This is a genomic window from Mesorhizobium sp. CNPSo 4689 (genome assembly GCF_057784325.1).
This window is the reverse complement of record NZ_JBWLUZ010000045.1, coordinates 1-21483: the sequence shown is the minus strand read 5'-3', so window position 1 is coordinate 21483 and position 21483 is coordinate 1. Positions and strand designations below refer to the sequence as shown.

General features: G+C 59.2%; 20 protein-coding genes and 7 pseudogenes. 12 read left to right on the top strand and 15 right to left on the bottom strand.

The genetic code is table 11. The annotated features are described in order from the left end of the window. Positions 1–481: 481 nt before the first annotated feature. From AC04SI_RS30180 to AC04SI_RS30165, 4 genes are all read left to right on the top strand, one after another. Positions 482–1321, top strand: coding sequence for a DUF1194 domain-containing protein (locus AC04SI_RS30180; protein WP_404284798.1), 840 nt, complete (start codon positions 482–484; stop codon positions 1319–1321). 138 nt (positions 1322–1459) lie between these two features. After that, entirely contained in the window at positions 1460–1882 is a 423-nt protein-coding gene (locus tag AC04SI_RS30175; protein ID WP_404284796.1) for a CBS domain-containing protein, read from the top strand. Positions 1883–2573: 691 nt separating this feature from the next. After that, complete coding sequence (locus AC04SI_RS30170) at positions 2574–2777, top strand: hypothetical protein (protein ID WP_404284794.1); 204 nt, start codon at positions 2574–2576, stop codon at positions 2775–2777. A gap of 67 nt (positions 2778–2844) precedes the next feature. Then, entirely contained in the window at positions 2845–3033 is a 189-nt protein-coding gene (locus tag AC04SI_RS30165) for a hypothetical protein (RefSeq protein ID WP_404284792.1), read from the top strand. Positions 3034–3846: 813 nt separating this feature from the next. Here AC04SI_RS30165 and AC04SI_RS30160 read toward each other — a convergent pair. Next, positions 3847–4698: pseudogene (locus AC04SI_RS30160) on the bottom strand (ATP-dependent DNA ligase). 139 nt (positions 4699–4837) lie between these two features. Between AC04SI_RS30160 and AC04SI_RS30155 the strand changes: the two are divergent. Together AC04SI_RS30155 and AC04SI_RS30150 are read left to right on the top strand one after the other, a co-directional pair. Next, a complete protein-coding gene (locus tag AC04SI_RS30155) occupies positions 4838–5164 on the top strand; it encodes a hypothetical protein (RefSeq protein ID WP_488475469.1) in 327 nt (108 codons plus the stop codon). Between the two features lie 389 nt (positions 5165–5553). Next, entirely contained in the window at positions 5554–5754 is a 201-nt protein-coding gene (locus AC04SI_RS30150) for a hypothetical protein (RefSeq protein ID WP_488475468.1), read from the top strand. Between the two features lie 127 nt (positions 5755–5881). On the opposite strand, the pseudogene AC04SI_RS30145 reads toward AC04SI_RS30150, so the two are convergent. Further along, a pseudogene (locus AC04SI_RS30145) lies at positions 5882–5992 on the bottom strand (EamA family transporter); the annotation flags it as partial. Between the two features lie 781 nt (positions 5993–6773). Here AC04SI_RS30145 and AC04SI_RS30140 point away from each other — a divergent pair. Beyond that, positions 6774–7211: a hypothetical protein gene (locus AC04SI_RS30140; RefSeq protein ID WP_488475467.1), complete on the top strand. Its 438-nt coding sequence runs from the start codon at positions 6774–6776 to the stop codon at positions 7209–7211. Positions 7212–7287: 76 nt separating this feature from the next. Here AC04SI_RS30140 and AC04SI_RS30135 read toward each other — a convergent pair. Beyond that, positions 7288–7452, bottom strand: a pseudogene (locus AC04SI_RS30135) (LuxR C-terminal-related transcriptional regulator); the annotation flags it as partial. A gap of 53 nt (positions 7453–7505) precedes the next feature. Further along, positions 7506–7614, bottom strand: a pseudogene (locus AC04SI_RS30130) (IS6 family transposase); the annotation flags it as partial. A 192-nt stretch (positions 7615–7806) separates the two neighbouring features. Between AC04SI_RS30130 and AC04SI_RS30125 the strand changes: the two are divergent. From AC04SI_RS30125 to AC04SI_RS30115, 3 genes and pseudogenes are all read left to right on the top strand, one after another. Next, complete coding sequence (locus AC04SI_RS30125; protein ID WP_404275948.1) at positions 7807–8316, top strand: PRC-barrel domain-containing protein; 510 nt, start codon at positions 7807–7809, stop codon at positions 8314–8316. Between the two features lie 359 nt (positions 8317–8675). Next, a pseudogene (locus AC04SI_RS30120) lies at positions 8676–9035 on the top strand (IS6 family transposase); the annotation flags it as partial. A 53-nt stretch (positions 9036–9088) separates the two neighbouring features. Beyond that, positions 9089–9477 (top strand): annotated as a pseudogene (locus AC04SI_RS30115) (NYN domain-containing protein); the annotation flags it as partial. Positions 9478–9561: 84 nt separating this feature from the next. On the opposite strand, the gene AC04SI_RS30110 reads toward AC04SI_RS30115, so the two are convergent. From AC04SI_RS30110 to AC04SI_RS30070, 9 genes and pseudogenes are all read right to left on the bottom strand, one after another. After that, the gene (locus AC04SI_RS30110) at positions 9562–10752 is read right to left on the bottom strand and encodes an NADH-quinone oxidoreductase subunit D (RefSeq protein WP_404275950.1); all 1191 of its coding nucleotides are present in this window, start codon (positions 10750–10752) and stop codon (positions 9562–9564) included. Positions 10753–10841: 89 nt separating this feature from the next. Further along, positions 10842–11231, bottom strand: coding sequence for a hypothetical protein (locus tag AC04SI_RS30105; protein WP_488475466.1), 390 nt, complete (start codon positions 11229–11231; stop codon positions 10842–10844). Between the two features lie 127 nt (positions 11232–11358). Continuing rightward, positions 11359–11560: pseudogene (locus tag AC04SI_RS30100) on the bottom strand (recombinase family protein); the annotation flags it as partial. Positions 11561–12424: 864 nt separating this feature from the next. Continuing rightward, entirely contained in the window at positions 12425–13315 is an 891-nt protein-coding gene (locus AC04SI_RS30095) for an SDR family NAD(P)-dependent oxidoreductase (RefSeq protein WP_488475465.1), read from the bottom strand. Further along, on the bottom strand, positions 13312–14091 hold the full coding sequence (locus AC04SI_RS30090) for a hypothetical protein (protein ID WP_404275954.1): 780 nt from the start codon (positions 14089–14091) through the stop codon (positions 13312–13314). The genes AC04SI_RS30095 and AC04SI_RS30090 overlap by 4 nt, the downstream gene beginning before the upstream one ends. Positions 14092–14100: 9 nt before the next feature. After that, positions 14101–14688 (bottom strand): protein-S-isoprenylcysteine O-methyltransferase, encoded by a 588-nt coding sequence (locus tag AC04SI_RS30085; RefSeq protein WP_404276456.1) that lies wholly within the window; start codon positions 14686–14688, stop codon positions 14101–14103. Between the two features lie 166 nt (positions 14689–14854). Continuing rightward, positions 14855–15427, bottom strand: a complete 573-nt coding sequence (locus tag AC04SI_RS30080) for a hypothetical protein (RefSeq protein ID WP_120019076.1) — start codon at positions 15425–15427, stop codon at positions 14855–14857. Positions 15428–15573: 146 nt separating this feature from the next. Continuing rightward, positions 15574–15714 (bottom strand): ABC transporter, encoded by a 141-nt coding sequence (locus tag AC04SI_RS30075; protein WP_120019056.1) that lies wholly within the window; start codon positions 15712–15714, stop codon positions 15574–15576. A 206-nt stretch (positions 15715–15920) separates the two neighbouring features. Further along, complete coding sequence (locus AC04SI_RS30070) at positions 15921–16517, bottom strand: L,D-transpeptidase (RefSeq protein WP_404275955.1); 597 nt, start codon at positions 16515–16517, stop codon at positions 15921–15923. Between the two features lie 361 nt (positions 16518–16878). Here AC04SI_RS30070 and AC04SI_RS30065 point away from each other — a divergent pair, with 361 nt between their 5' ends. Then, complete coding sequence (locus AC04SI_RS30065; protein WP_192178023.1) at positions 16879–17634, top strand: SDR family NAD(P)-dependent oxidoreductase; 756 nt, start codon at positions 16879–16881, stop codon at positions 17632–17634. Positions 17635–18292: 658 nt separating this feature from the next. Here AC04SI_RS30065 and AC04SI_RS30060 read toward each other — a convergent pair. Beyond that, positions 18293–18562 carry a hypothetical protein gene (locus AC04SI_RS30060; RefSeq protein ID WP_404275957.1) on the bottom strand — a complete coding sequence of 90 codons (270 nt, stop codon included), beginning with the start codon at positions 18560–18562 and terminating at the stop codon, positions 18293–18295. Positions 18563–19991: 1429 nt separating this feature from the next. On the opposite strand from AC04SI_RS30060, the gene AC04SI_RS30055 reads away from it, so the two are divergent. Continuing rightward, complete coding sequence (locus AC04SI_RS30055) at positions 19992–20135, top strand: hypothetical protein (protein WP_404275958.1); 144 nt, start codon at positions 19992–19994, stop codon at positions 20133–20135. 467 nt (positions 20136–20602) lie between these two features. On the opposite strand, the gene AC04SI_RS30050 is transcribed toward AC04SI_RS30055, so the two are convergent. Continuing rightward, entirely contained in the window at positions 20603–21046 is a 444-nt protein-coding gene (locus AC04SI_RS30050) for a CBS domain-containing protein (protein ID WP_404275960.1), read from the bottom strand. Between the last annotated feature and the right edge of the window lie 437 nt (positions 21047–21483).

Below are 21483 nucleotides of genomic sequence, written 5' to 3'. Positions count from 1 at the left end.
CGGTCATGCTGAAGAGCATTGAACAGATGGTCGTCCACCTTCGTAAGGCCGCACCGGCCCCGTTCGGCTGGGATGAACAAAAAGCCGAGCTAGATCAAAAGCGTAAAGGCCGGCCACCTTGCAGCAGCGGGCGGGTTGGAACATTTTCCCCGGTGATGACGTTTCAGCGACCATCAAAGGGGGCAATTTGATGAACACGCCGTGGAAGACTTCGGTCGAGATCGAGGAACTTGGAATAAGCATTATGTTCGGGTCATCGAAGACGGCGTGGTAAGCGTCAAGGGCTTCCGTTCTCGGGCAGATGCCAAAGCCTTCGCCCAAGGCGAACAGGCGCGGCTCGGGCTTGATACGCGTCTCTGGACGTAAAAGCCCTCAGCCACTGCGTCAGCGCTTCCATGTCTTGATACAATCGCGTTTAGCGCGAGCTCACCTTGTATTAGCAACCTCTTGACTAAGGCCCTGCGCGATCCAGAATCTTTGCATGGCTCTTGGCCATGCAGGACTTTTCCTTCCGAGCGCTGCCGGACTTGCGCTCCTGCTTGGCCTGACCTCGCAGTCCACCGCTGCCGAGCCCGTCGATGTCGAGCTTTTGTTGGCCGTCGATGTTTCGCTGTCCATGTCGCCGGAAGAACTCGAAATTCAGCGTCACGGCTATGCGGCGGCATTGACGCATGACCATGTGCTGCAGGCCATTGCCGACGGCGCCTACGGCAAGATCGCCGTCACCTATGTCGAATGGGCTGGAACGACCTGGCAGCGTGTCATCGTGCCGTGGACGGTTATCGCCGATCGAGCCGACGCCGAGCGGGTTGTCGAGCAGCTTTCTGCCCACCCGCCGGGCAGCGCCCGCCGCACCTCGATTTCCGGCGCGCTGGAATTCGGCAGCGATCTCTTTGCCGAAAGCGGCTTTCAAGGCGCCAAGCGCGTCATCGACATTTCGGGTGACGGGGCCAACAACCAGGGCGCGCCCGTCGACCTCATCCGCGAACAGGTGGTGAAGCAAGGCATCACCATAAACGGGCTGCCGCTGATGACTCGCAGCGTCTATGACGTCAACAATCTTGACCGCTACTACAGCGACTGCGTCATCGGTGGTCCCGGCGCCTTCATGATCCCGGTCAATGACTGGACGCAGTTTCCCGAAGCGATCCGCCGCAAGCTGGTGCTGGAGCTTGCCGGTCCGGATTCTCCGCAATGGGCAGCGGAAGAAGCGGCGCATCCGCCTGTTGTGCTGGCACAGGACAGGCCCATCGCCGACTGCCTGGTCGGCGAGAAAATGTGGCGCGACCGCAACTGGATGTTCGACAGCGATTTTCGCTGAGGATCATGCGATCCTGGAGATGGACGCATGACAACCAACCGCAAACGCGGGTCTGGATGATGACCTCTGGCAGACAAATCCCGTCCGCGTTAAAATGGGATAGGGGGACATTCACCAACCCAGCAAGGGAGGTCCGCCATGAAAGTCAAAGACGCAATGCATAAGGGTGTCGACTGGGTCAGCCCCGAAACCGCTGTCACCGAACTGGCGAAAATGATGCGAGCCCAGGATATCGGGTCGATTCCCATCGGAGAGAACGACCGACTAATCGGAATGGTGACCGACCGCGATATTGTCTGCAAAGGGCTGGCGGACGATGGCTTCGACGGCCGCACCGCAACGGCGCGCGATGTCATGACGACCGGCATTCACTGCTGCCGCGAAGACGACGATCTGGCAAAGGCCGTACGGCACATGGAAGAACTGAAAATCCGCAGGTTGCCGGTGATCAACAAGAATATGCGGATGGTCGGCATCCTTAGCGTCGGTGACGTCAGTCAGTCGGCACCGAGGGAACTGGTGTCCGAATACGTCAAGAGCGTTTCCGCCCATCACCACTGAAGGGCGGCTCGCCAGTGGTCTAGAGCGAAGGCCTCAGTCTGCCGCCGCTCTGGCCGCAGCGTGCGGGCAGAGGTGTCCGGTAATCGAGGCCGACGCCGACACTTCATGCTACGCGGTCCCGCCATCGCTTCACCGAAACGCGCGCTGGCGGGGCCCGGGTGGGCGCGTCAGAAATCCTCTCCAAAGGCGCGCCTCGCGCGTCCTGGCCGCCCGGTGCCGCTGGCCGGACATGGTTTGCCTGCCAATCCTTCCAGGCGCGCTCCTGCCCGACGGACAAAGCCGGTATCATCGGAAATAAAGAGATCGAAGCCCGACTGCGAACTGTCTCGTTTTGATACAATCTCCAATTGGTAGACTCGCGCGATGCACCGGCAGTTAGTGCTTCCGTCGGCCAAAAGGAGGGAAAAGGCCCGCGGACTGGGAGGAAACGATGTCTGTGCAAAAAGAAGACTATCGAACGAACAGAGCCGACTATGCGATTGCTGCGAAGCGTGGCGCGGATAGCGATCGCAACGATCTGCTGGCAAGAAAAAAGATGTCCCTGTGGCTAAGAGATCGGCGAACCGCCAAATTGGCCGCAAACCCGTCGGAAAGCGTGCCAGGACCGCAAGCCAGACGGCGCGGTTAGCGCATCGGGCGCCCGCCGTCCGACCCCCCGCGGCTCCCGAACGCGCAGGAAAAGGAAAGCCCCATGGCTTCGACCGCAGCGTTGATCTGGTATCTGGCAATCGCCGGTCCGCAGGGGGGAATGGTCGTGCTGCCCAGCAGCTTCGACACGCGTGAACAATGCGCTGCCGCCATCACCGAATACCAAAAGCAGCCGGCGCCTGCCGGTTGGTCGGTGCAGTGCGTGCCGAGCGCCTCACCTTTTGGCAACAACGGTTCGGCGGAGTAAGAGAGATCCCTTGGCCGCTTCGCGCGCTTGGACGCGATGGAGCGCCTACAGAGGGAGAATCGCAGCGGTGGCCTTCACGGTGATTTGGTACGGGAAACAGGGCATCTTTGAAAAGACGCCATTCGATGCCGAGAAGGCCGCAAGAGATCACGTACTGGCGACGTTTCCCGCTCGAAAGCAGAATGACGGTATCGTGGCGGTGGAAGTCCGCAAAGACGATGGCACGGTCGTTTTCAGTCGAGCAGGAGGCAGCTGAAGTCGTTGGGCATTTGTATTGAGGTGCCGGCGATCACTGAATGCGTCGGGTCCGCTGCCGGGGAGACAGCGGACTCAAACCAGAGCCGGGAGGGGACACGGCCCTTTATGATCCCTGTGCGGGGATCATGGTGATAACACCGGGCGGGTACGAACGTTCCGTCGGCTGAAAGATATATCCGGCCACTTGCGACGTTCTTGTCGATACCTGGCCGCCGTTCGCTCAAAGCGCGCCCGCACAGCTACTTTGCAGGCGGCGCGTTAGGGGTTGGGCAGTCAGGGTGTGGCCATTCCTCACACGGAGAGGTTCGATCGCCAACGCCACCATTACGTTCCACGAGTTTTGCGAATCCGTAGGCGAAGGCGAAAAGAAGCGCCAGGATAACCGCTATTCGGACGGCTATTCGGGATCATAGCAGGATCTCGCTTACGATTTGACCATCCGCAGGTAGAGGCGAGCGCCTAGCGCCTCTTGTCCGGCGTCACGGCATGGTTGGTGAAAGCCAGGTTTCGATCCGGGCGACCTGCCTCCCGGCATGGTTGGCAGTACAGCACCCAGATCCCAATGCATGCATCCATGGTCAGTTCCCCTGGCAGCACCAGCTCAACGGTGATTGGAACGTGGAACTCGATAGCGCAGAGCATTCATCAATGCGGACCGTGCTAGTAACCCTCCTAAAGAAGCGGAAGAAGCCCGTTGCCCGGCTTGTCGGGCGCGCTAATTCAGCGGGTGGCAATCCCTAAAATTGCCGCAGTGGCCGACGCGGCTCAGGCTGTCTCAACGGCAGCCGCGTCGGCCATTTGCAGCCTCGCGCTATTCCATCTCATCCCAAAAATCCTGCAGCGAGGCATGGCGTAGGTCTTCCTCGCCCCGCAGGTGCTTAACACGCCCGATCAGTCCCGGGTTGACCCATTTGCGTCGCCGGCCGCCTCATGCCCTTCGGCGGTGGCCCTACGTGTTCCCGGACGCGCTCCCACAGCCGTTCTCGCATTTCCCGGTTCAAGGTGATGAACGCCGAGCCGACATAGCGGCCTGTGTCTCGCTCGGCCATCAGGGCAAAGGCGGGTTTGCCTGCCTCGCGCTCGACGCCGAGCAGTTCGTATTCGTCGATCGAGTAGGCCTTCGTCTTCAGCCAGGTCGTGGTGTTGCCGCTCCGGTATTTGCTGTCCTTCCGCTTCGAAACCATGCCCTCGAGGCCGGCCTGCTCGACGAGACGGAAAATCGCCTTGGCATCGCCCGGCAACGCCTGGCTGAATTGGATGCGCCCGTCTTCCGGGATCATCTCGGCCAGGATCTCGCGACGGTCCTCCAGCGGCATGTCGCACAGATCGTGGCCATTGAGGTGCAGCAGATCGAAGGCGACGAAATAGAGGTCGTGCTGCCGACTAGCGATGGCTTTGCGCAACGCCTTGAAGTCGGACAAGCCAGAGTCGGACAAGCCAGCCTCGCCTAACACCCGATCTCACCGTCGATGATGGCGCTCTCAACCTCCATCTCGGCTGCTGCTTTGGCGAGGTCGCGGTACTTCGAGGTCCAGTCCAGGCCGCGGCGAGTGAAGATGCGCACGCCGCCGGCATCCCTGACGATCTGCGATCGATAGCCGTCGAACTTCACCTCATGAATCCAGTCGTCCCCCTCTGGCGGCTTCTCCACCAGGGTCGGCATCAATGGCTCAATGAACTCCAACCGGCCGGAGCCGGAGCCACCCGCCTGCGCATGCAACTGAGTCTAGGCCACCGGCTTATGTTAGCCAGAGTGAACATAACGAGATTTTGCCATTCTCGCCGTGGGGGAAGATAAAAAAATGGCCGACCATAAGACCAATGAGGACACTCGGTCTCACGACCATGAGATCCGGCGTTTCGCGGCAGAGAACCGCGTAACGATCGAGCAAGCGCGTGAACTCATCGCGAAGTATGGCAATAGCCGAATCGCGTTGGGAGTGGCCGCGCAGAAGCTTCGCGGAGGGGATGCTCTGGAAGCCAACTTTCGAAACGCCTGGGCCGCCCTTAGATTAGTTCGCGCGGCTATTGAACAGAGCTGCCCGGCTGGCGTGTTGCCGAGCGAGGAAGCCGTCCTGCTCCTGGTCCCGAGCCGATCCATGAAGGTGAAGCCCTTGCCAAGGCAATAATTGAAACGCTCGAGCGTCTTACTGCCCAACGATCTCATCGCCGTTCTTGACACCGCCCGCGCTAGCGCTTGTAGAAATGAGCGCCGGTAGACTGGCAGCTTTTGGGGACTTCCTTTCAACCGACGCTCACCGGCGCGATGGGTAGGTCGCGCCAAGCATCAGACTAGCACGAGCCCGTGAAGTGCTTCCTGCATCGAACGGATGACACGGCTCCATCTATATTGGCTACTGGGCGGCGTAGGAAAATATGCCTGCAACCATCTCGCAGGTCTTCGTGAAGTGTATCGATTTTACGCAATTGCCGATTGGTGGACTTGCGCAACGCAGGTGCAGTTTAATCGTCACGACAAGGCCCAGAGAGAAGGTCGAAATACGGGAGGAAATGATCGATGGACTATGAAATTGGTATCCATAATGAAGCTAACGATCAGCCTTACGAACTTACCTCTTTTGCTACAAAACATGGCCTAACGATCCCGGTTGCAGATGCCGTTCTTTTCGCCAAAGGCCCGTCTCGGGCAGCGTGCGATGCGGCCGCATTGGCTTTCCTCTGCGCTGTCGCCGCATACTCCAAGAAACGGTCGCCCTGACAACTTTCCTCCCGGACATCCTGCAGCGAAGCATGCGCCTGGACGCGCTTCCAGAGTCGTTCGCGCTGGCACCCTTCGCGCGGACTTGAGTTGGCACTCACTTCGCCGCTTGGGCGGCTGCGGCCCGCTACCCCCGATAGGCGACCAGCACCGCCCCCGCCGCGATAAGGGCGACGCCAAGCCAGTTCGATCCGGAGAGCCGCTCCCCGAGAAAGATCGCGCCAAACACCGCCACAAGGCTGCGGTACAACACGCTGTGTCTGTTCATGGGGAACACGATACGCCTGAGTTCCGCTCCGAGATCAAGAAAGCTATCCACGAAGGCGCACCTGCTGCCTGAGGCCAGGTGACACTGGGTATCGACTCCGGGCGTGTCCAATCGTCAAGTTGAACATTAGAGATTTCTAACTATTCTGCCTGAGCGACAGCCATCGCCCTCCGGTGTCTGTCGAAGATCGGGCCTCCGATCGGCCCGCGCTCTCCGCCAGAGGCGCGGGCTTCTTACCGGCCTGTGCGGAAACGCGTTGTTAACCTCTCCAGCAAGTCCATCGGGAACCTGTCAGGCGTGCGCTCCATTGATTTGGACAATGGAGCGAGACACGAGCTAATGGACAATCAGCACAACAGCGTTATGGAAGCTCGTTGGCTTCTTGCTGTACCCCTCTCACTTATCCTTACGGTCCTTTTGGCCGGCTTCGTCCTTACCTGAATGGACCCGCACAGCCGGCGACGCAGTGGGTCAGGCCGAGGCTCGATCGTCAACACGTCGCCCTCTTTGCCTGCTGGGTAGTCGATAAGGACGCCGAGGCTGCCGCCCGCTTCTATTCCGAAGTGACTTACGATTTGCCTCTGGTACGCGCCAATTGAACTGGCCGAACCCTTGCGAGGCCTCCGCATTTTCGTGAGTGAAGCCCTCCGAGCATCATCGTGATTGGACTTCACGATCGGTTGGAGTCACGCTGGCTGCAGATATAAGAAGGATATGGGTGGACCAACTATCGTCCGAATAGGAGGTCAAAATGAAACACCAGACGATCGAGCAACTGCACATCGTCGCCGAGATTGATCAGGCCTACCCGCGCCAGGCCATGTCGCGCAGCAAACGTCTTGAACGCTGGGCGGAGCTCCTTGAACGGAACCCTGACCGGCGCCTCTCGACGCTGCACCAGACCGAGTTTCAGCCGGTTAGAGCACGCGGGGCCATGCGCGGCGACTGCTCGCCGATCTCAGTCGCTTTCGAGGATCCTGTCCTCCGCGCCGCCGGGTTGGAAAACGACAACTACGGCGAAGCGAAGCGGTTCTTCGAACTGACCGACAGGCAATTGCATGGGATCATCTGCTATTGTCATTTCGGCGCGACGGTGAAGGCCGCAACGGCCGCCCGTCACATCCGTGCGGCGATTGCCGGGAGACAGCCCGGCATGTTCGCTCGGATGCGTGAGGCGTTCGTCGGATAAGCCGGCGACGCTTCGCGGCATTGTTGAAGCGGGCTCGCCTGAGCCGGCGGACCGCCGTAAAGAACAAGGGTGGCGTATTCGAGCGGCAAAAGTCCCTCATCTTGTAGGCGACCTCGGTACGATTTATGGCCTTCAGTTTCCGCATTATGTTGCGGATTATGACCTTCACCGTGCTTTCACGAAGGTTGAGCTCATAGGGAATGATCTTGTTTGCCTTGCCCCGTCGGAGAGCATCCGCGACCGCCGCGGCGTGAATATGTCAGTTGTGGGACAACAGTCTGGTCTGACGGAGTCGATGCGCAGGCTAAGCGGAAAGCGGAAGTAGAGCCACACCTGCATGCGAGATGATCACGGCCGGAAAGCGGTGGCGGCGATAGAGCGGATCACGGGCCATCTTCGACATGCTCCCTGATCGCAGATTTCCGTCAGCCCTCAGTTAACTTTACGGTACCGCGCCCCAGCATGGACTCGGACTCGGACCCGGAACAAGAACCTGTTCACAGCGTTGTGAGGTTGTGAGCACCGCGCCTCGTCTTCCCCGCAATGGTGCTTTTGAGGCGCGGCAGCACGGAATCATGCACAAGGAGAAGTTGTCATGATCCGCAGTTTTTTGGCCGCAACAGCGGTCGCGACGGTGATTGCGGCCGGCGCGTTCGCCCAGGAAACGACCCCACAGCCGGCTCCCGCGGCTCCTGCAGACCCCGCTACCCCGGCCCCGATGGAACAGGCAGCACCGGCAGTGGCTCCGGCCGAGGGTCATCTCGCCACCAACATTGTCGGTGAAATGGTCTATAACGGCACCGGTGACGACGCACAGAATATCGGCGACGTGAATGATCTCGTCATCGACAAGGACGGCAAGGTCAAATCGATCGTGATTGGCGTTGGCGGTTTCCTCGGTCTCGGCGAGAAAAGTGTCGAAATGGCGTATGACAAGATTGAATGGGCGGAGCGCGAAGGCGACCGCTGGATAGTCGTGGCGGGGACCAAAGAAGAACTCACTGCTCTGCCGGCATTCGACAGTAGGCCCTATGGTCCGGCTCCCGCTCCCGCTCCCGCGCCTGAGGCGACTGGCACGCCGGCACCTACGGCACCTGCTCAATAGCCGGCTGCGGCCGAAGCCGAGGAACGAAAGCGCCGCGGGGTAAGGTGAGCCCTGCGGAGCTTGGCGCGTCGCAAAGCGCGGGTTTTGACGCGCAGGGGACAGTCAACTGCCGCGATAGACGTCGCTAACCGAAGTTCAACTCAAGTGCTCCCGCGATTAACTGGCATTGGCGGCATCGACAGACCGCCAGTGTCGTGGCGCCAATCAAGGTCCACCCTGATACGATCGATGCGCAAGCAGCTTGTCGATGCGGCGCCTGTCCATGTCGACGATCTCGATGAGCCAGCCTTCATAGGTGAACACCTCGTTGCAGCCGTCATTTCGATCAGTCGGTGATCCTGCTATGCGTCCGCTAGTATCTGACCTACAGCCTGAGCCTTCGCGATTTGAAGGAGATGATGGCTGAGCGCGGCATCAGCATCGTTCATTTTGCGCCGCTGCTCCTGGGGCGCTTCAACCGGCGCAAACGCACAGTGACCGGGAAATGGCACATGGACGAAACCTACATGGACAGTGGATGTACCTCTATCGCGCCATCGACAGCGTCGGCGACACGGTCGAATCTATTTCGGCGAGCATCGGGATTTGCACGCGGCCAAGCGCTTCTTCAGAAAGGCGCTGGAGCGTCATGGCCGACCGGATCGCGTTGTCATCGACGGCAGCGAGACCAACCGTGGGCTATAGTTTCCTGCGACACGACAAATCTATTGTGGGACCGAGGAACAGTTTCTTACTTGGCTGAGAGAGAAAATAGTGCACTGAGGTCGCAGAAATGGTGATCGATGCTATGGATCTGCTTCATAGCGTCGTTTCGACGGTTTCTGTCTGGTTTTCTCGGATAGCGACTCTACTCGTCTCGCGGCACGTATCCGCGAGCAGGGCATCGACGTATTCGTCTCGGCGAGCAGAAGAACGCAACCCGGCCAATAAACCCGCTTTAGCTTACCAGTGCCGCCACGCCTGTCATTTCGAAAGTCATCGCACAGATGGAGAGCGAGGACGGTTGGGTTCCACTCGGTGCTGTCGGCAATCAGCTCGCCAACTTGGCATCGGACTTGATCCGAGAACCTTCGGGTTTCGGAAACTAACTGATCTCGTGCGGAAACGAATTCTTCCGAGATTGACCATCCCGATGATGGATCGTTGCGGATTCGTATAAAGCCGGCGCCAGCAGGACGAAAACTCGCCGATAAGCGGGTGTCTATGTCGAGGTCTCTCGACCATGATCTGATCGGTCGACGACTGTTAACGGTCAATCTCTCCAAACACGATGTCGAGCGATCCGATGATTGCAGCGACATCGGCGATCATGTGACCTCGGGACAGAAAATCCATCGCCTGCAGATGAGCAAACGACGGCGCGCGTATCTTGCATCGATAAGGAACATTGCCCCCGTCCGAAACCAGATAGACGCCGAATTCTCCTTTTGGCGCCTCTACGGCGGCGTAGACTTCTCCGGCCGGCACATGAAGCCCTTCGGTATAAAGTTTGAAATGGTGGATGGTCGCTTCCATCGAACGTTTCATCGTCGCACGCGGCGGCGGCGTGATCTTCTGGTTCGGTATCGCCACCGGACCCCGGCCTTCCAGAGATCGCAATTTTTCCAGGCATTGCTTCATGATCCGCACCGACTGGCGCATCTCCTCCATGCGCACGAGGTAGCGGTCATAACAGTCGCCGTTCCTGCCGACCGGAATGTCGAAATCCATTTCGGGATAAGATTCATATGGCTGCGCCTTGCGCAAATCCCATGGCGCACCCGATCCGCGCACCATGACGCCTGAGAAACCCCAAGCCCAGGCGTCATCCAGACCGATTACCCCGACATCGACATTGCGTTGCTTGAAAATGCGGTTGCCGGTGAGCAAACAGTCGAGGTTGTCGCAGACCTTGAGGAACGGATCGCAGAAGGCCCAAATGTCGTCCAGAAGCTTCGGAGGCAGGTCCTGGTGCACGCCGCCGATCCTGAAATAATTCGCATGCATGCGGGCGCCGGAGGCGCGTTCGTAAAAGACCATCAGCTTCTCACGCTCCGCGAAACCCCAGAGCGGCGGGGTCAGCGCGCCGATATCCATCGCCTGTGTGGTGACATTGAGAAGATGCGACAGAAGCCGGCCGATTTCGCAGAACAGCACGCGGATCAACTGCCCGCGCCGGGGAACCGATATTTCGAGCAACTTCTCGGCGGCGAGGCAGAATGCATGCTCCTGGTTCATCGGCGCGACGTAGTCGAGTCGATCGAAATAGGGTAAGGCCTGCAGATAGTTCTTGTACTCGATCAGTTTCTCGGTGCCGCGATGCAGCAGGCCGATATGGGGATCGGCACGTTCGACAATCTCGCCGTCCAGTTCGAGCACCAGTCGCAGCACGCCGTGAGCAGACGGATGTTGCGGTCCGAAGTTGATTGTGAAGTTGCGAACTCCGGCTTCGGCCATGCGGGTCCTCCCCGATATTATGTTGTGGGCTTCGGTTCCAATGAGCGAGCCGCTTTTTCCGCCCTAACTGCCCCGCTTCGGACCGCCGATCATGTCGTCGTCTGGATGATCAGCGTCAGGATGCCATCGCCATCGATGTTGGCAGCGACGACCTGCGAGGAGCTGAGCCCGCTCGCCCTTAACGCCGATGTTGCTTGCGGCGACGCATCAATTGAACTTTGCAGACGAAGCAAATCGTCAGCGCTGGTCTGGGTAATCACAGCCTCCGCTTGTGCCTTGATTTCCGGGGGCAGATCCTCGACGGCGACAATGGCAACATCGGTGAATTCGGAGAAACCTTGGTCAGGTACGGTTTGATCCGGCAGGGTTTCTGGTGCCGGGGGTGCGATTTGGGGAAGCTGCTGGTCTGTGGTTTGCGCGTGGATCGGCTCCACCAGGGCCAGTCCCGAAAGGGCGGCAATTATGGTCAGCATACGCATGATCGTTCCTTCCTTTTGCTTGAGGAGGATCATCTTGCTGACGACACAACCATTTTGCCCGAATTATGGTTCCCGACCGTCCCAGGTATGATCGGTGAACCATGCATCGAATTTAACTAGTCGCGGCCAGCCGATCGAGGCGGGTGACGACCAGCTCGTCGCCGGTTCAGAAAGTCAATAATGGTCGCAAGTTCGGCGCGGCCGTCTCGGCTGGCACCGGACATCTTCTCCGAGCGGACGATGCTGCAACCCTCGGCCTTTAACTTAGCAATTTGCGTATCGAGATCTTGGTCGATCGTGCTGACGCGCGCGTAGCCTATCCGGCTCATAGGTGTCACCTCAAGGTTTTGGCCCGAGGCTACCTTGTCACAAATAGTCGATGTCAACTCCGATGTTACATCGGTCGCTGAGGATCGTGTTACGTCACCTCAGGGCATACCCCGGCGTGACGTAACACCGCGGGCGCCAGTGAGCGTATCACCTGGGTTGACGTCGGCTATTTGTGACAGAGTAGCGTCAAGCCTAAATCTTGAGGTGACAGGCCTGTTGCCCGAATGGGCGAAACTGCCCGACCTTCGGAAATGTCGGCTTCGCGCCAACTGCCGACGCTCAGCGCCAGACGATCGTCCTATTTTGGGCCGGAAGCTGACCGGCAGTTTTGAACTGTGTATCTTCAAGAGCCGACATTCAGGCCGGCTGGGGCATCGTCGTGACCTGACCCGAGGGCGACCTCCGGCATTCGACTTCCAACGACGATCGCTTCACGAGCGCCGCCTGAAAACTCTTGGTCATCTCGCTGAAAGGCGCAAAATCACGCCCGAACGAGTGCAGCAGAAGTACGCGCTTTGGCTCTGCCGCGTTCGCCCCAAGCGTGGAAAGTAAGAGGAAGGCTACCACCAGCCAAACCCCATACAACAACGTCCTTGAGGATAGCCCGTCATAATTTTAAGTGCAGAGCACCTCGCGGATTGCCGTTCACATCTCCAAGATAGCAGTTACGGGGCGCGAGCGAAATCCGAACCGAGATAGACTCAAGTACCGTAGCGTCGGCTTGGGTCGCACGACCTCATCGGCTCCTGTGGCCGGGTCCCTTTTCGAAGTGGTTCACCTCGCTGCTGAAGCGTTTGGTCGTTGAGCAGCAACCAAGACCATCAGCGACTTCTGAAATGGCGAGCAGTGGCGTGCTGGTCCGATCAGGGGATAATTCCCCGAGGGCCCCGGCGTAGCTGGAACTGGCGGGTGCCGCAGCATTTCTTGAACTTCACACCTGAACCGCAAGGACATGGATCATTACCGCCGCGTTGCAGCCGGCCGATCAGGGGCAGGATCGCTGCAGAAGGCAGGAGCGCTGCCGCAAGGGCAGCCAACTTGGCCGAGATTCCCGGTATGACGAGGCGACGACCGGATTTGAACCCTCGCCACGCGCGTTCGGCCACATCCTCCGGATCCAGCTTGGGCAAGATACTGAAGAGCGGCGTCTGATAGGCGCGGGACCTTTCGAGAAACTCCGTCGACACCGGCCCTGGTGCCACGCATGTGACAGTCACACCGGTTCGGCGCAATTCCTGATGAAGCGCCTCTGAGAAGAAGCGCACGAACCCTTTGCTGGCGAAGTACAAAGCCATATAAGGCCCAGGAACGAACCCGGCCACGGAACTGAGATTGAGCACCCCGCCCCGCCCGCGCGCCACCATTCCCGGCAGAAAATGGAGGGTCAATTCGCTGAGGGAATGTATGTTTAGATCGATGATGCCGAGTTGGCCATCAATAGAGAGCGCCGTCGCCGCGCCCCGTAGGCCATAGCCTGCGCTGTTGACCAGGACATCACAGACCAGGCCGTGTGCGGACAGAAAGTCCTCTAGGCGCGTTGGCGCATCGCCTGCCACGAGATCCAACTCGAGCGTGAATGCCTCGCCACCCCCCTCCCGAACCTCAGCCGCCGCGGTGGCCAAACCCTCGGGCGAGCGGGCAACGAGCACAACCGCACCGCGCTCACGTGCAGCGACGCTCGCAATTGCCCGTCCAATTCCACCCGACCCGCCAATCACGACGACCGCGGGCCGGAATTCACAGTGCGAAATCATGTCGCGTTCCTCTGCCTTGCAGGAGCGGCAACACTTTGACCGAGCAGCACCACTTCATTGGCGACAGCGCCGTTCAGAATCTTTTCGAATCTCTCTAGTGCCCGTGCGACGTTCGCTCCATCCATCACCCGGTGATCGTAGTGGATGCGGACATTCACCGATCCGTCTTCGCCGATCGGACCGTAGTTAAGAAGCGTGGTCAATGGTGTGAGCGGGTTGAGTGATTCCGCGCCGAGACCCGAATAGACAGACAGTTGGAAGGTACCGAAGTAATTTGCCCTTTGCCGGGCGATATTCAGGCCTAGCCACATAAGCAGCCACCTGAGTGGCGCGGGCGCACGTGCCAACCGCAAGGCACGCCGGAACTCCGTGACCTCAAGAAGCGGCCGTGACCGCGCCGCGTGGATCGATGCCTCAAGTTCCGTGATGGAATAGCGCTCCGGGCACTTGATGCAGCTTAACAGAACGGCCGGCTCACCGTCATACTCGCGCTCGTGGGCAATCGAGGCTACGCTTACCGGATACTCGTAAAGCTGCGGCCAGGGCAACTTGACATAGGCGCGCCGTAGCTCCGGCAGCTCTCGGGCGAGAAGCGCGTATCCCTTCAGGAAGATCGCTGTCCAAGAGGGCCTGGTCTGTTGCGCCATTCTAGCCGCTACGAGTGGGCCGAGGTTCATCTGACGCTGCACTGCGACCCGTGGCACGCCGATCGAAAACCTCATCAGATCGCCAACCAGGCGCCGGGGCGCCGAAAGCTTGAGGGCTCGGCCTCGCATCAACGACCTCTAATAAAGATAAGGGACTATTCGCTTGGTTTTTTCCATATAGGCACGGTATTGGGAGCCGAAATTCTCCAGCATCATACGCTCTTCCTTATCCACTCTCAGCAGAAAAAGGACTGCGAAACCAATCAAACCCGAAATGCCCGCAACCCAGTTCGACAGCAGAAAGATCTGGCCGAGCCCCATGAGCAGGAACGAGGTGTACATCGGGTGACGGACTAGGGCGTATGGCCCGGCGCAGACCAGTTCATGCCGTTCGCGAATCTCCAGCGTAATCGACCAGTTACGGCCAAGTTCCTTGTGGGATATGCGAAAAATCCACAACGCGCAGCAGAAGATGATGGTGCCTAGAGCCACCGCCCAGGCGCTGGCCGGATGGTCAGCCGCTCCGGGGATGCCGGTGGCGACATAGAAGGCAGGCAGGATCGCTAGGCCAAAAAGAGCCGATGCAAGTCCGACGGTGTCGGAACGTGAGCGGCCGCCACTTACAATTCGCACACGCCTCGCCCGGCGCTCGAAGGGATACCGGATCACATACCAAGCAATGACGCCGACCACCCATATGATCTCGCCAACTGAGGCTACTGCAATGCTCATTTCAGGCCACCGCCGCCCTTTCTGCGATCTGGGACTGTACCACTTCACCCATCCCCTCGATTTCGTCACGGGCCGACCTTCAGGCGCAGCGATCCGCTAATGCGACAACCGGAGGGGCAGTACCGATCGCACTCGGCCCCATCCATTCCTCGAAACTTGGTTATGTATTCATTTCCCGAAGCTTAGTTATGAATTGTTGCGGCCGGAGCTGAATAGCGGGAGTCTTATACCCCATGGAGCGCGCGATGTCCGCCACGAAGCTGTTGCAGTTCAAGACTGTTGCCTGCCAGACATGGGACTTCGCCTGCAGCTTCCGGATGTAGGCAACGACTTTGTTGTACTCGTCCCGAGTCAGCATGACTCGCCAGCTTGCGGATCTGTATTGTTCTTCCAGATCACCGTCACTCCACCCGGTTTCGGCTGGCACCGGCACGAAATGGCCCAGAACGTAGGGAACTGCACTATTCGAAGCCGGGTGAAGGCCCGCGACTTGGGGATCGACCATTCTCCCGTCTTGGTTCAAGCGCCCAAAAACTGCGTAAGTGTGGCCGTAGCTGAGGGCGTAGCGGGAGCGGAACTCGATGAAGAACCGCTCGTCCTTATCTTGAGAGGCAGTTCCGCCATCGGCAAAAGAAACGAAATTCGGCTGGGCCGGCAGGTCTTTCGTCTGACATGCCGCTGCCGCGAGCGGCAGCAGGGCCACAAGCAAGAGACGGCCATTTACAAGCGTCATCGCGGCGTTCTCGAACTTCACGAAGCGCAGGCCTAGGATCAGCCTATGCCCGCCAATCGCGCCGTAGGCTATGAAGTCGGCCTTGGCCCTGCGTATCGACGGGGAAGGGCCTGGCGGCCCTTCCCATACTCACCGAAAGCCGGTCCTTATTTAATCACGGGCTGCTCTACCGGAGCGGGTTCCGGCGGAGGAGCCTTCCCCTTTCCTTTGCCGATCCAATCGTTCGCGCAGCCGCTCAGGCTGGCAACGGCGAGCATGGCAACCATTGCAATCAAGATCCTGCTCATCAAGCAATCCTTTCCCCGGGGGCGGAATAGCCTATGAAAGCGCCACAAATAATAATGCAGCCCCGCTAAATTAGCTGCAAACTACGCCAAGGCCTAGTGCTGAAATGACACAATTGGCACCCGGGTTCCCCGCGGCACGTTTACGGTGACGTGCTGGCAGAGTTCACCATCCGACGGAGATCAGGCGTGCGGCGCATCTCAGACCATCAAATAACCAGCACCGTCGTGCCCAGAGGGGTACGGTCGTAGAGGTCAATGATATCGTCATTTATCAAACGGATGCACCCGTTCGATACCGCTGTGCCTATCGTCCACGGCTCGTTTGTGCCATGCACCCGGAAGTGGGTGTCGCGTCCGTCGCGATAGAGATAAAGGGCCCGCGCACCAAGCGGATTGTTTGGTCCGCCGGGGACCCCGCCGGCGTATTGCACTAGGCGCGGCTTGCGCCTCATCATGTTGTCGGTGGGCGTCCACGACGGCCAGTCCGCCTTGCGGCCGACGGTGGCTGTACCCTTGAACGAAAGTCCCTGTTCGCCGACGCCGACGCCGTAGCGCGTCGCCCACCCATCCCTCTCGACGGCGTAGAGGAAACGTTGCGAAGTATCAACGACGATCGTTCCAGCCTGCTCGTTTCCGTAATACCGCACATGCTGCCGTCGGTAACGAGGATCCAGGCCACGCCTTGGTGCGAACGCGGATGAAATCGGCTCCGCCGCCTGTCGTAACGCTGACGTACATCCGGAAACCATCAGAGCCAGACTACCCAGCACGAGCCCCCGGCGCGCAATGTGGTTATTGTCCATTTCCACCTGCTAAGAAAATGGTCAGCCCTACCGCCGTCGTCTCTAACACTCTAAGGCCCGTCGGCCAAGTCTCGCGCCTTGCCCGAACTGACCTGGAACAACCGGAACCAGGCGTTGTTGCGTTGCCGACCGGCCATGCTCCCAAACCGCTTCACTGGTGTGATGCCTTAATTCCAGTCAGGCCGGCTTCTTGATGTAACCTTTCATTTGGGCGCCACGCAGGTTGGCTGAGGGCGTCGGGCGCCAGGAGAGTTCACAGGACAAACAGGGGCCTTGGCTGCCGAAATCTGCTATGAACGAAGCCTCTTGTAACAACCATCTGGCTCCATTCGGTTATGTCGCTGTGGGCACAAGGACAGAGATGAAGCATGACTTCCAAGATAAGATCGCGGTTGTGACCGGCGCGGGCTCCGGAATAGGAGCGGCTGTTTCAAGGCAACTCGCACAAGAAGGAGCCGAGGTTGTTGTTGCCGACCTTGATGCTGAGGCTGCGCACAGCAAAGCCGCCGAAATACGCTCGCAAGGAGGCAGGGCTCACGACTTTGCGGTCGATGTCACTGATGCGGCAGCCGTGGAAAAGCTGGTCGAGTTCGCTGTCCAGAAATGCGGCGGCCTGGATATGGCGGTAAACAATGCAGGTATCGACGGCGTTCGAAAAGCAACGGCAGACTATCCGCTCGACAACTGGCACAAGCTGATAAACGTCAATTTAAATGGCATTTTCTACTGCATGAAATACGAGATCGCCGCCATGCTGGATCGGGGCGGAGGCGCTATCGTCAACATGTCTTCCGTTCTTGGTTCCGTCGGATTGCCAACTGCGTCCGCATACACGGCAGCGAAACACGGGGTCGTTGGACTGACCAAGGTTGCGGCGATGGAATATGCGAGAATGGGCATCCGAATCAATGTCGTGGGCCCCGGCTGGATCGAAACGCCACTCGTATCGGAGCAAATGGAGGCAGCAGCCATCCGGCGCATTGCGGGGCTTCAGCCGATGGGCAGGCGCGGGAGACCTGAGGAGGTAGCGGCTCTTGTGTGCTTCCTCTTGTCCGACCAGGCTAGCTTTATCACTGGAAGCTACCATCTGGTGGACGGAGCTTACACCGCCCATTAGGTGCAGTGGCTGGCCGCAGTTCGTCCCAGCTCTTGAATAGCGGGCGGGCCGCGCCGAGACGGCGTCATGCTATTGCCGCCCGTCGACTATGAGAGACGCCCATCTGCACGGAGCGAGGCGGAGTTTGGGGAGCCGACCAAAGCGCGGTTCCGGCGAGGCCGGTCGTCATCAACGTATCCGAGGCGCATTTCAGTTGCCGTCATGGCGCGGCTCCGTAGAGAAGGTTGGTTCCCGGTTCCTCTCCGTCTACCAAAATTCTCACAATTAAATCAGTCGCTTAGATACCATCGAATGCACCTGGGCGGCTGTTTTCATGTCGCGCCATGTTGCAAGCCGCTACCGTTGATTTCCAACGGTTTCCTGCGACTATCGGCTAGTCCGTGCGACATGAACTGCGACATGGAGGTGTCATGGAGCGAGATGTTATAAGTCGAGGTCTGGGGGAAGCAGATAACCATCAGTATCTACCAGCGCAGCAAGTCAGTCTGGATCGCAACGGGGCCTACCTCGATTAGGTTATCGAGGTGAAAAAGACCAACGCGTGGGGCTGCTGTGAAGATGGGTCGACGCCGCCAGATACAAGGGCGGGTAGAGATTTCACGAGACAAAAAGGCCGCCACCACCGGCAGCGGGCCACTTTCCTGCAAATGAGGGAATGTCAGTTGTGGTCTGGCATCTCAGGCGCGTCGCCTGCATCGACCTCGCCATCGTAGAACGTGACATCGGCGTGGGCATCGGCCAAGGCCAGAACCTGATTTGTCTGGCTCGACCAGCCGAGGGAAGCCTCGTGCTCGTCGCCGCTGTCCTCCAGATCGCTAGCATCGGCTTCGCAATCGTCGTTCAGGCCGCCAGCGCTGGGGCCGCGATCAGTCCAGCCGATCGACGGCTCATCGTCTGCGGTTTCCTCCAGATCGCAATCGACTTCCATCAGATCTAGCGGGACTGGCAGTACAGCACCTTGATGAGATCCCAGTGCATACAGCCGTGGTCATCGCCCAGGCGACGCGCCAGCGCCGGCACGTCGAGCACGACATGACGTCGGCACGTAATGCAATCCACCGAGGCCAGTGCCGATCTGCAGCTTCTTGCCGAGCGTGTCCTCAACGAATGGAAATTTCATAGTCATGAGAATGGCGATCTCCGTTTAAGGGGTCGCCCCACATAGGACAATATTCCTCATGGCTTCTCGGTTGCCAATAGGCCCAACGATGGGGATTCACATTTCTGTGGATCTGATCTAGGCTTGCCCTCGAAGATCGCAGGGTGGCAACCATGGAAGCGACATTCGATAACCTCGCCAGCGCCATCAGGGAGCCTCACACAGACGTGTGGCGTCCTGTCCGCGCCTTCGCTATGGACTTGGCGGGCAAGCTCGTCATGGGTCTCGCCATCGGCTTGGGAATAGCGGTAGGACTGGCGTTCGCCGGTTAACCCGGACGCCTGTATATTAGCGATCTCTTGAATTTCTCCTGAAGCAGGATCATGCTTAGAGAGCGGACGGAGGAGGCCACCAGGGTAAACGGTGTTTTGAAGGGGTTATGTTTATGGAAGCCGTTTGTTACGTCCCCAGCGCATTCTGTTTGTTGTCGTTCATGGTCAGCGTCACGATGGCGTTCCTTGTCATGACACCGTTCGCAGCTACGCGCTTGCTGGTGTTGAGGATGCGCCAACACGCCGTCGGGAACCTTCAGCCGGCCTAGTTCCCTCTCTTGAGAGGGAGGTCTTCCGATGCGACCGGTTCTTACAGTGATCGCCTTGGTGGCCTGCTTTTTCCTATGGGACGGGCTGTTCAACAAAGGAATATATACGGCGGCAGTGGGACACCGATACCGGGAGGCGGTGGCCGCTCTGCCGACCGGTTACAAGCGTTGACGCTTCCGGCTAAACTGCCCCACCAATCACCCGAGGATGGTCGGACACTGCGCCGCCTGTTGTGTTCCCAGCGAGCCCAGCCCTCCGCTCTCCCGAACAACTGGTGCATGGAAAACAAGCGCGGCAGGACGAATGCGATTTGGCGAAAACCCCTTAGCCAAGGCAGCAACCTCTGCCGCGTCTAGATTTACATTCCAGTGGCCAATTTCTGCGATCTCGCCCACATAGGACGCCCAGAACGTGTCCGGGTTGTCACCCGCTGCAATCCAAATATTGCTGTGACCGCCGACCCAGCCGGCGCTCGCCGAGTTGCCGGTCGCTTCCTGCGATCCATCGACAAACAGGGCGTTCGCACCACCGTTGTTGCGGTTGTAGTTAAACGCTTACCTTTGGCGACCCGCTGCTGGCGTACCCCTGCGCCAGCAGCTTGTTCAATGTATTGCTAAGGATGAAACCAAAAGTTAGTCACCGATGCGACCGGGCAAGTGTTGCGCGTCGATGAGGTCGCAGCCGAACTCGGCAGGACCCTGGATCACTTCAAGGTTCCCAAGCCCGAGAACGCCGAGGTCCTGGAAGCCTTCCCTGCGCACAAAGACGAGGTTACCGCCGGCTACGTCAAACAGGGGTGAAGCCCTCGTTCTAATTCTCGGGGGAGTCCGCCGGAAGGCAGTTCGAACCACGCCGGTCAGAAGCGCCGGCCGGGTTAAGTTATCGCCCAGCCGGCACCGCTCTATCCGCCAGGTGCCAGGAAGCCCGGCGATGCAAATAAGAAGCCCGCTCCCTTGCCGGAGGACGCGGGCCGATCGGAGGCCCGATCTTCATCAGACACCGGAGGCGATGCCTGTCGTCCCATCGAAATAGTTGGAAATCGCTAATCTTCAACTTGGATGATGGATGCTAGCGATTGCAGTAAGTCGGCCAGCCTTTCATGATTGGTTCCACACGTGTTCGCGAACGTGCGATGCGTGGACGCAACGTCTGATCACACGGAACGCAAGGCGCGACCACGGTGAGATACGGTCCTAAATCTCTCTGCGATACTGTTCGAGACGCGGACACGTCCGCGTCTCGATTGTATCGCTCGATCGGCCTTGGGTTACTGCATGCCGCTGGTCTGCGTATGCTGTCCGCCGGGACGCGAGATGGCGGCCAAGGTTTCGCCGGTGCTGCCGCTGCCGTCCGTGATCGCGAGATCGCCCAGCGAGACGATGCCCACCAGCCGCTTGTCGCGGTTCAGCACGGGAATGCGGCGGATTTGCTGATCGCCAAGATTGCGGCATACATCAGCGGTGTCTTCGTCTTCGAAACAGTATCTGACATCATTCGTCATGACGTCGCCGACCTTCGTGTCGGGACCCTTGCCTTCTGCTACGGCACGGATAGCGATATCGCGGTCGCTCAGCATACCGACGAGCCGGTCATTGTCGCCGACCGGAACGAGGCCGGCGTCTATCTCAGCCATGATGCGCGCCGCCTCCTGGATGGTCTCATTCGCATTGGCGACGCGGACGTCGCGGGTCATCACTTCGCTAACTCTCATTTCCAGCGCTCCTGTTGATTGGCGGAGCGGATGCGTCAGGCACCCGTCCTGCCCCCTCAACTCGTGTGGCGTCTCGATGTTCCGATAGACGGGCGACGGCAAGGCGGAATGGCGTCTGCCGATAAGGTTATTCGACGTTGAACGGCAACACTCCTCGCCTCCGAGGGTTTGGCTCAATGACCAACGCGGGAATCCGAACACGCAGGATCGAGCCTATGGCTTGGGAAGAGGCGCAGCAGCACGCGATCAAAGCGACGAATTCGTTGGAACCAACGCACCAGCTGACCGCGCCACGGGCGAGATGTAGAACATTCGGAGCGCGGTAGGAGAGCCCTACATCGAAACCCGGGAGACCGCCATGAACCGTCCCGATCCGAACAATCCCGTACCGGCGCCGGACAACCCCAATCCGGAGCCGACCCGGCCCCCCGCCCCTC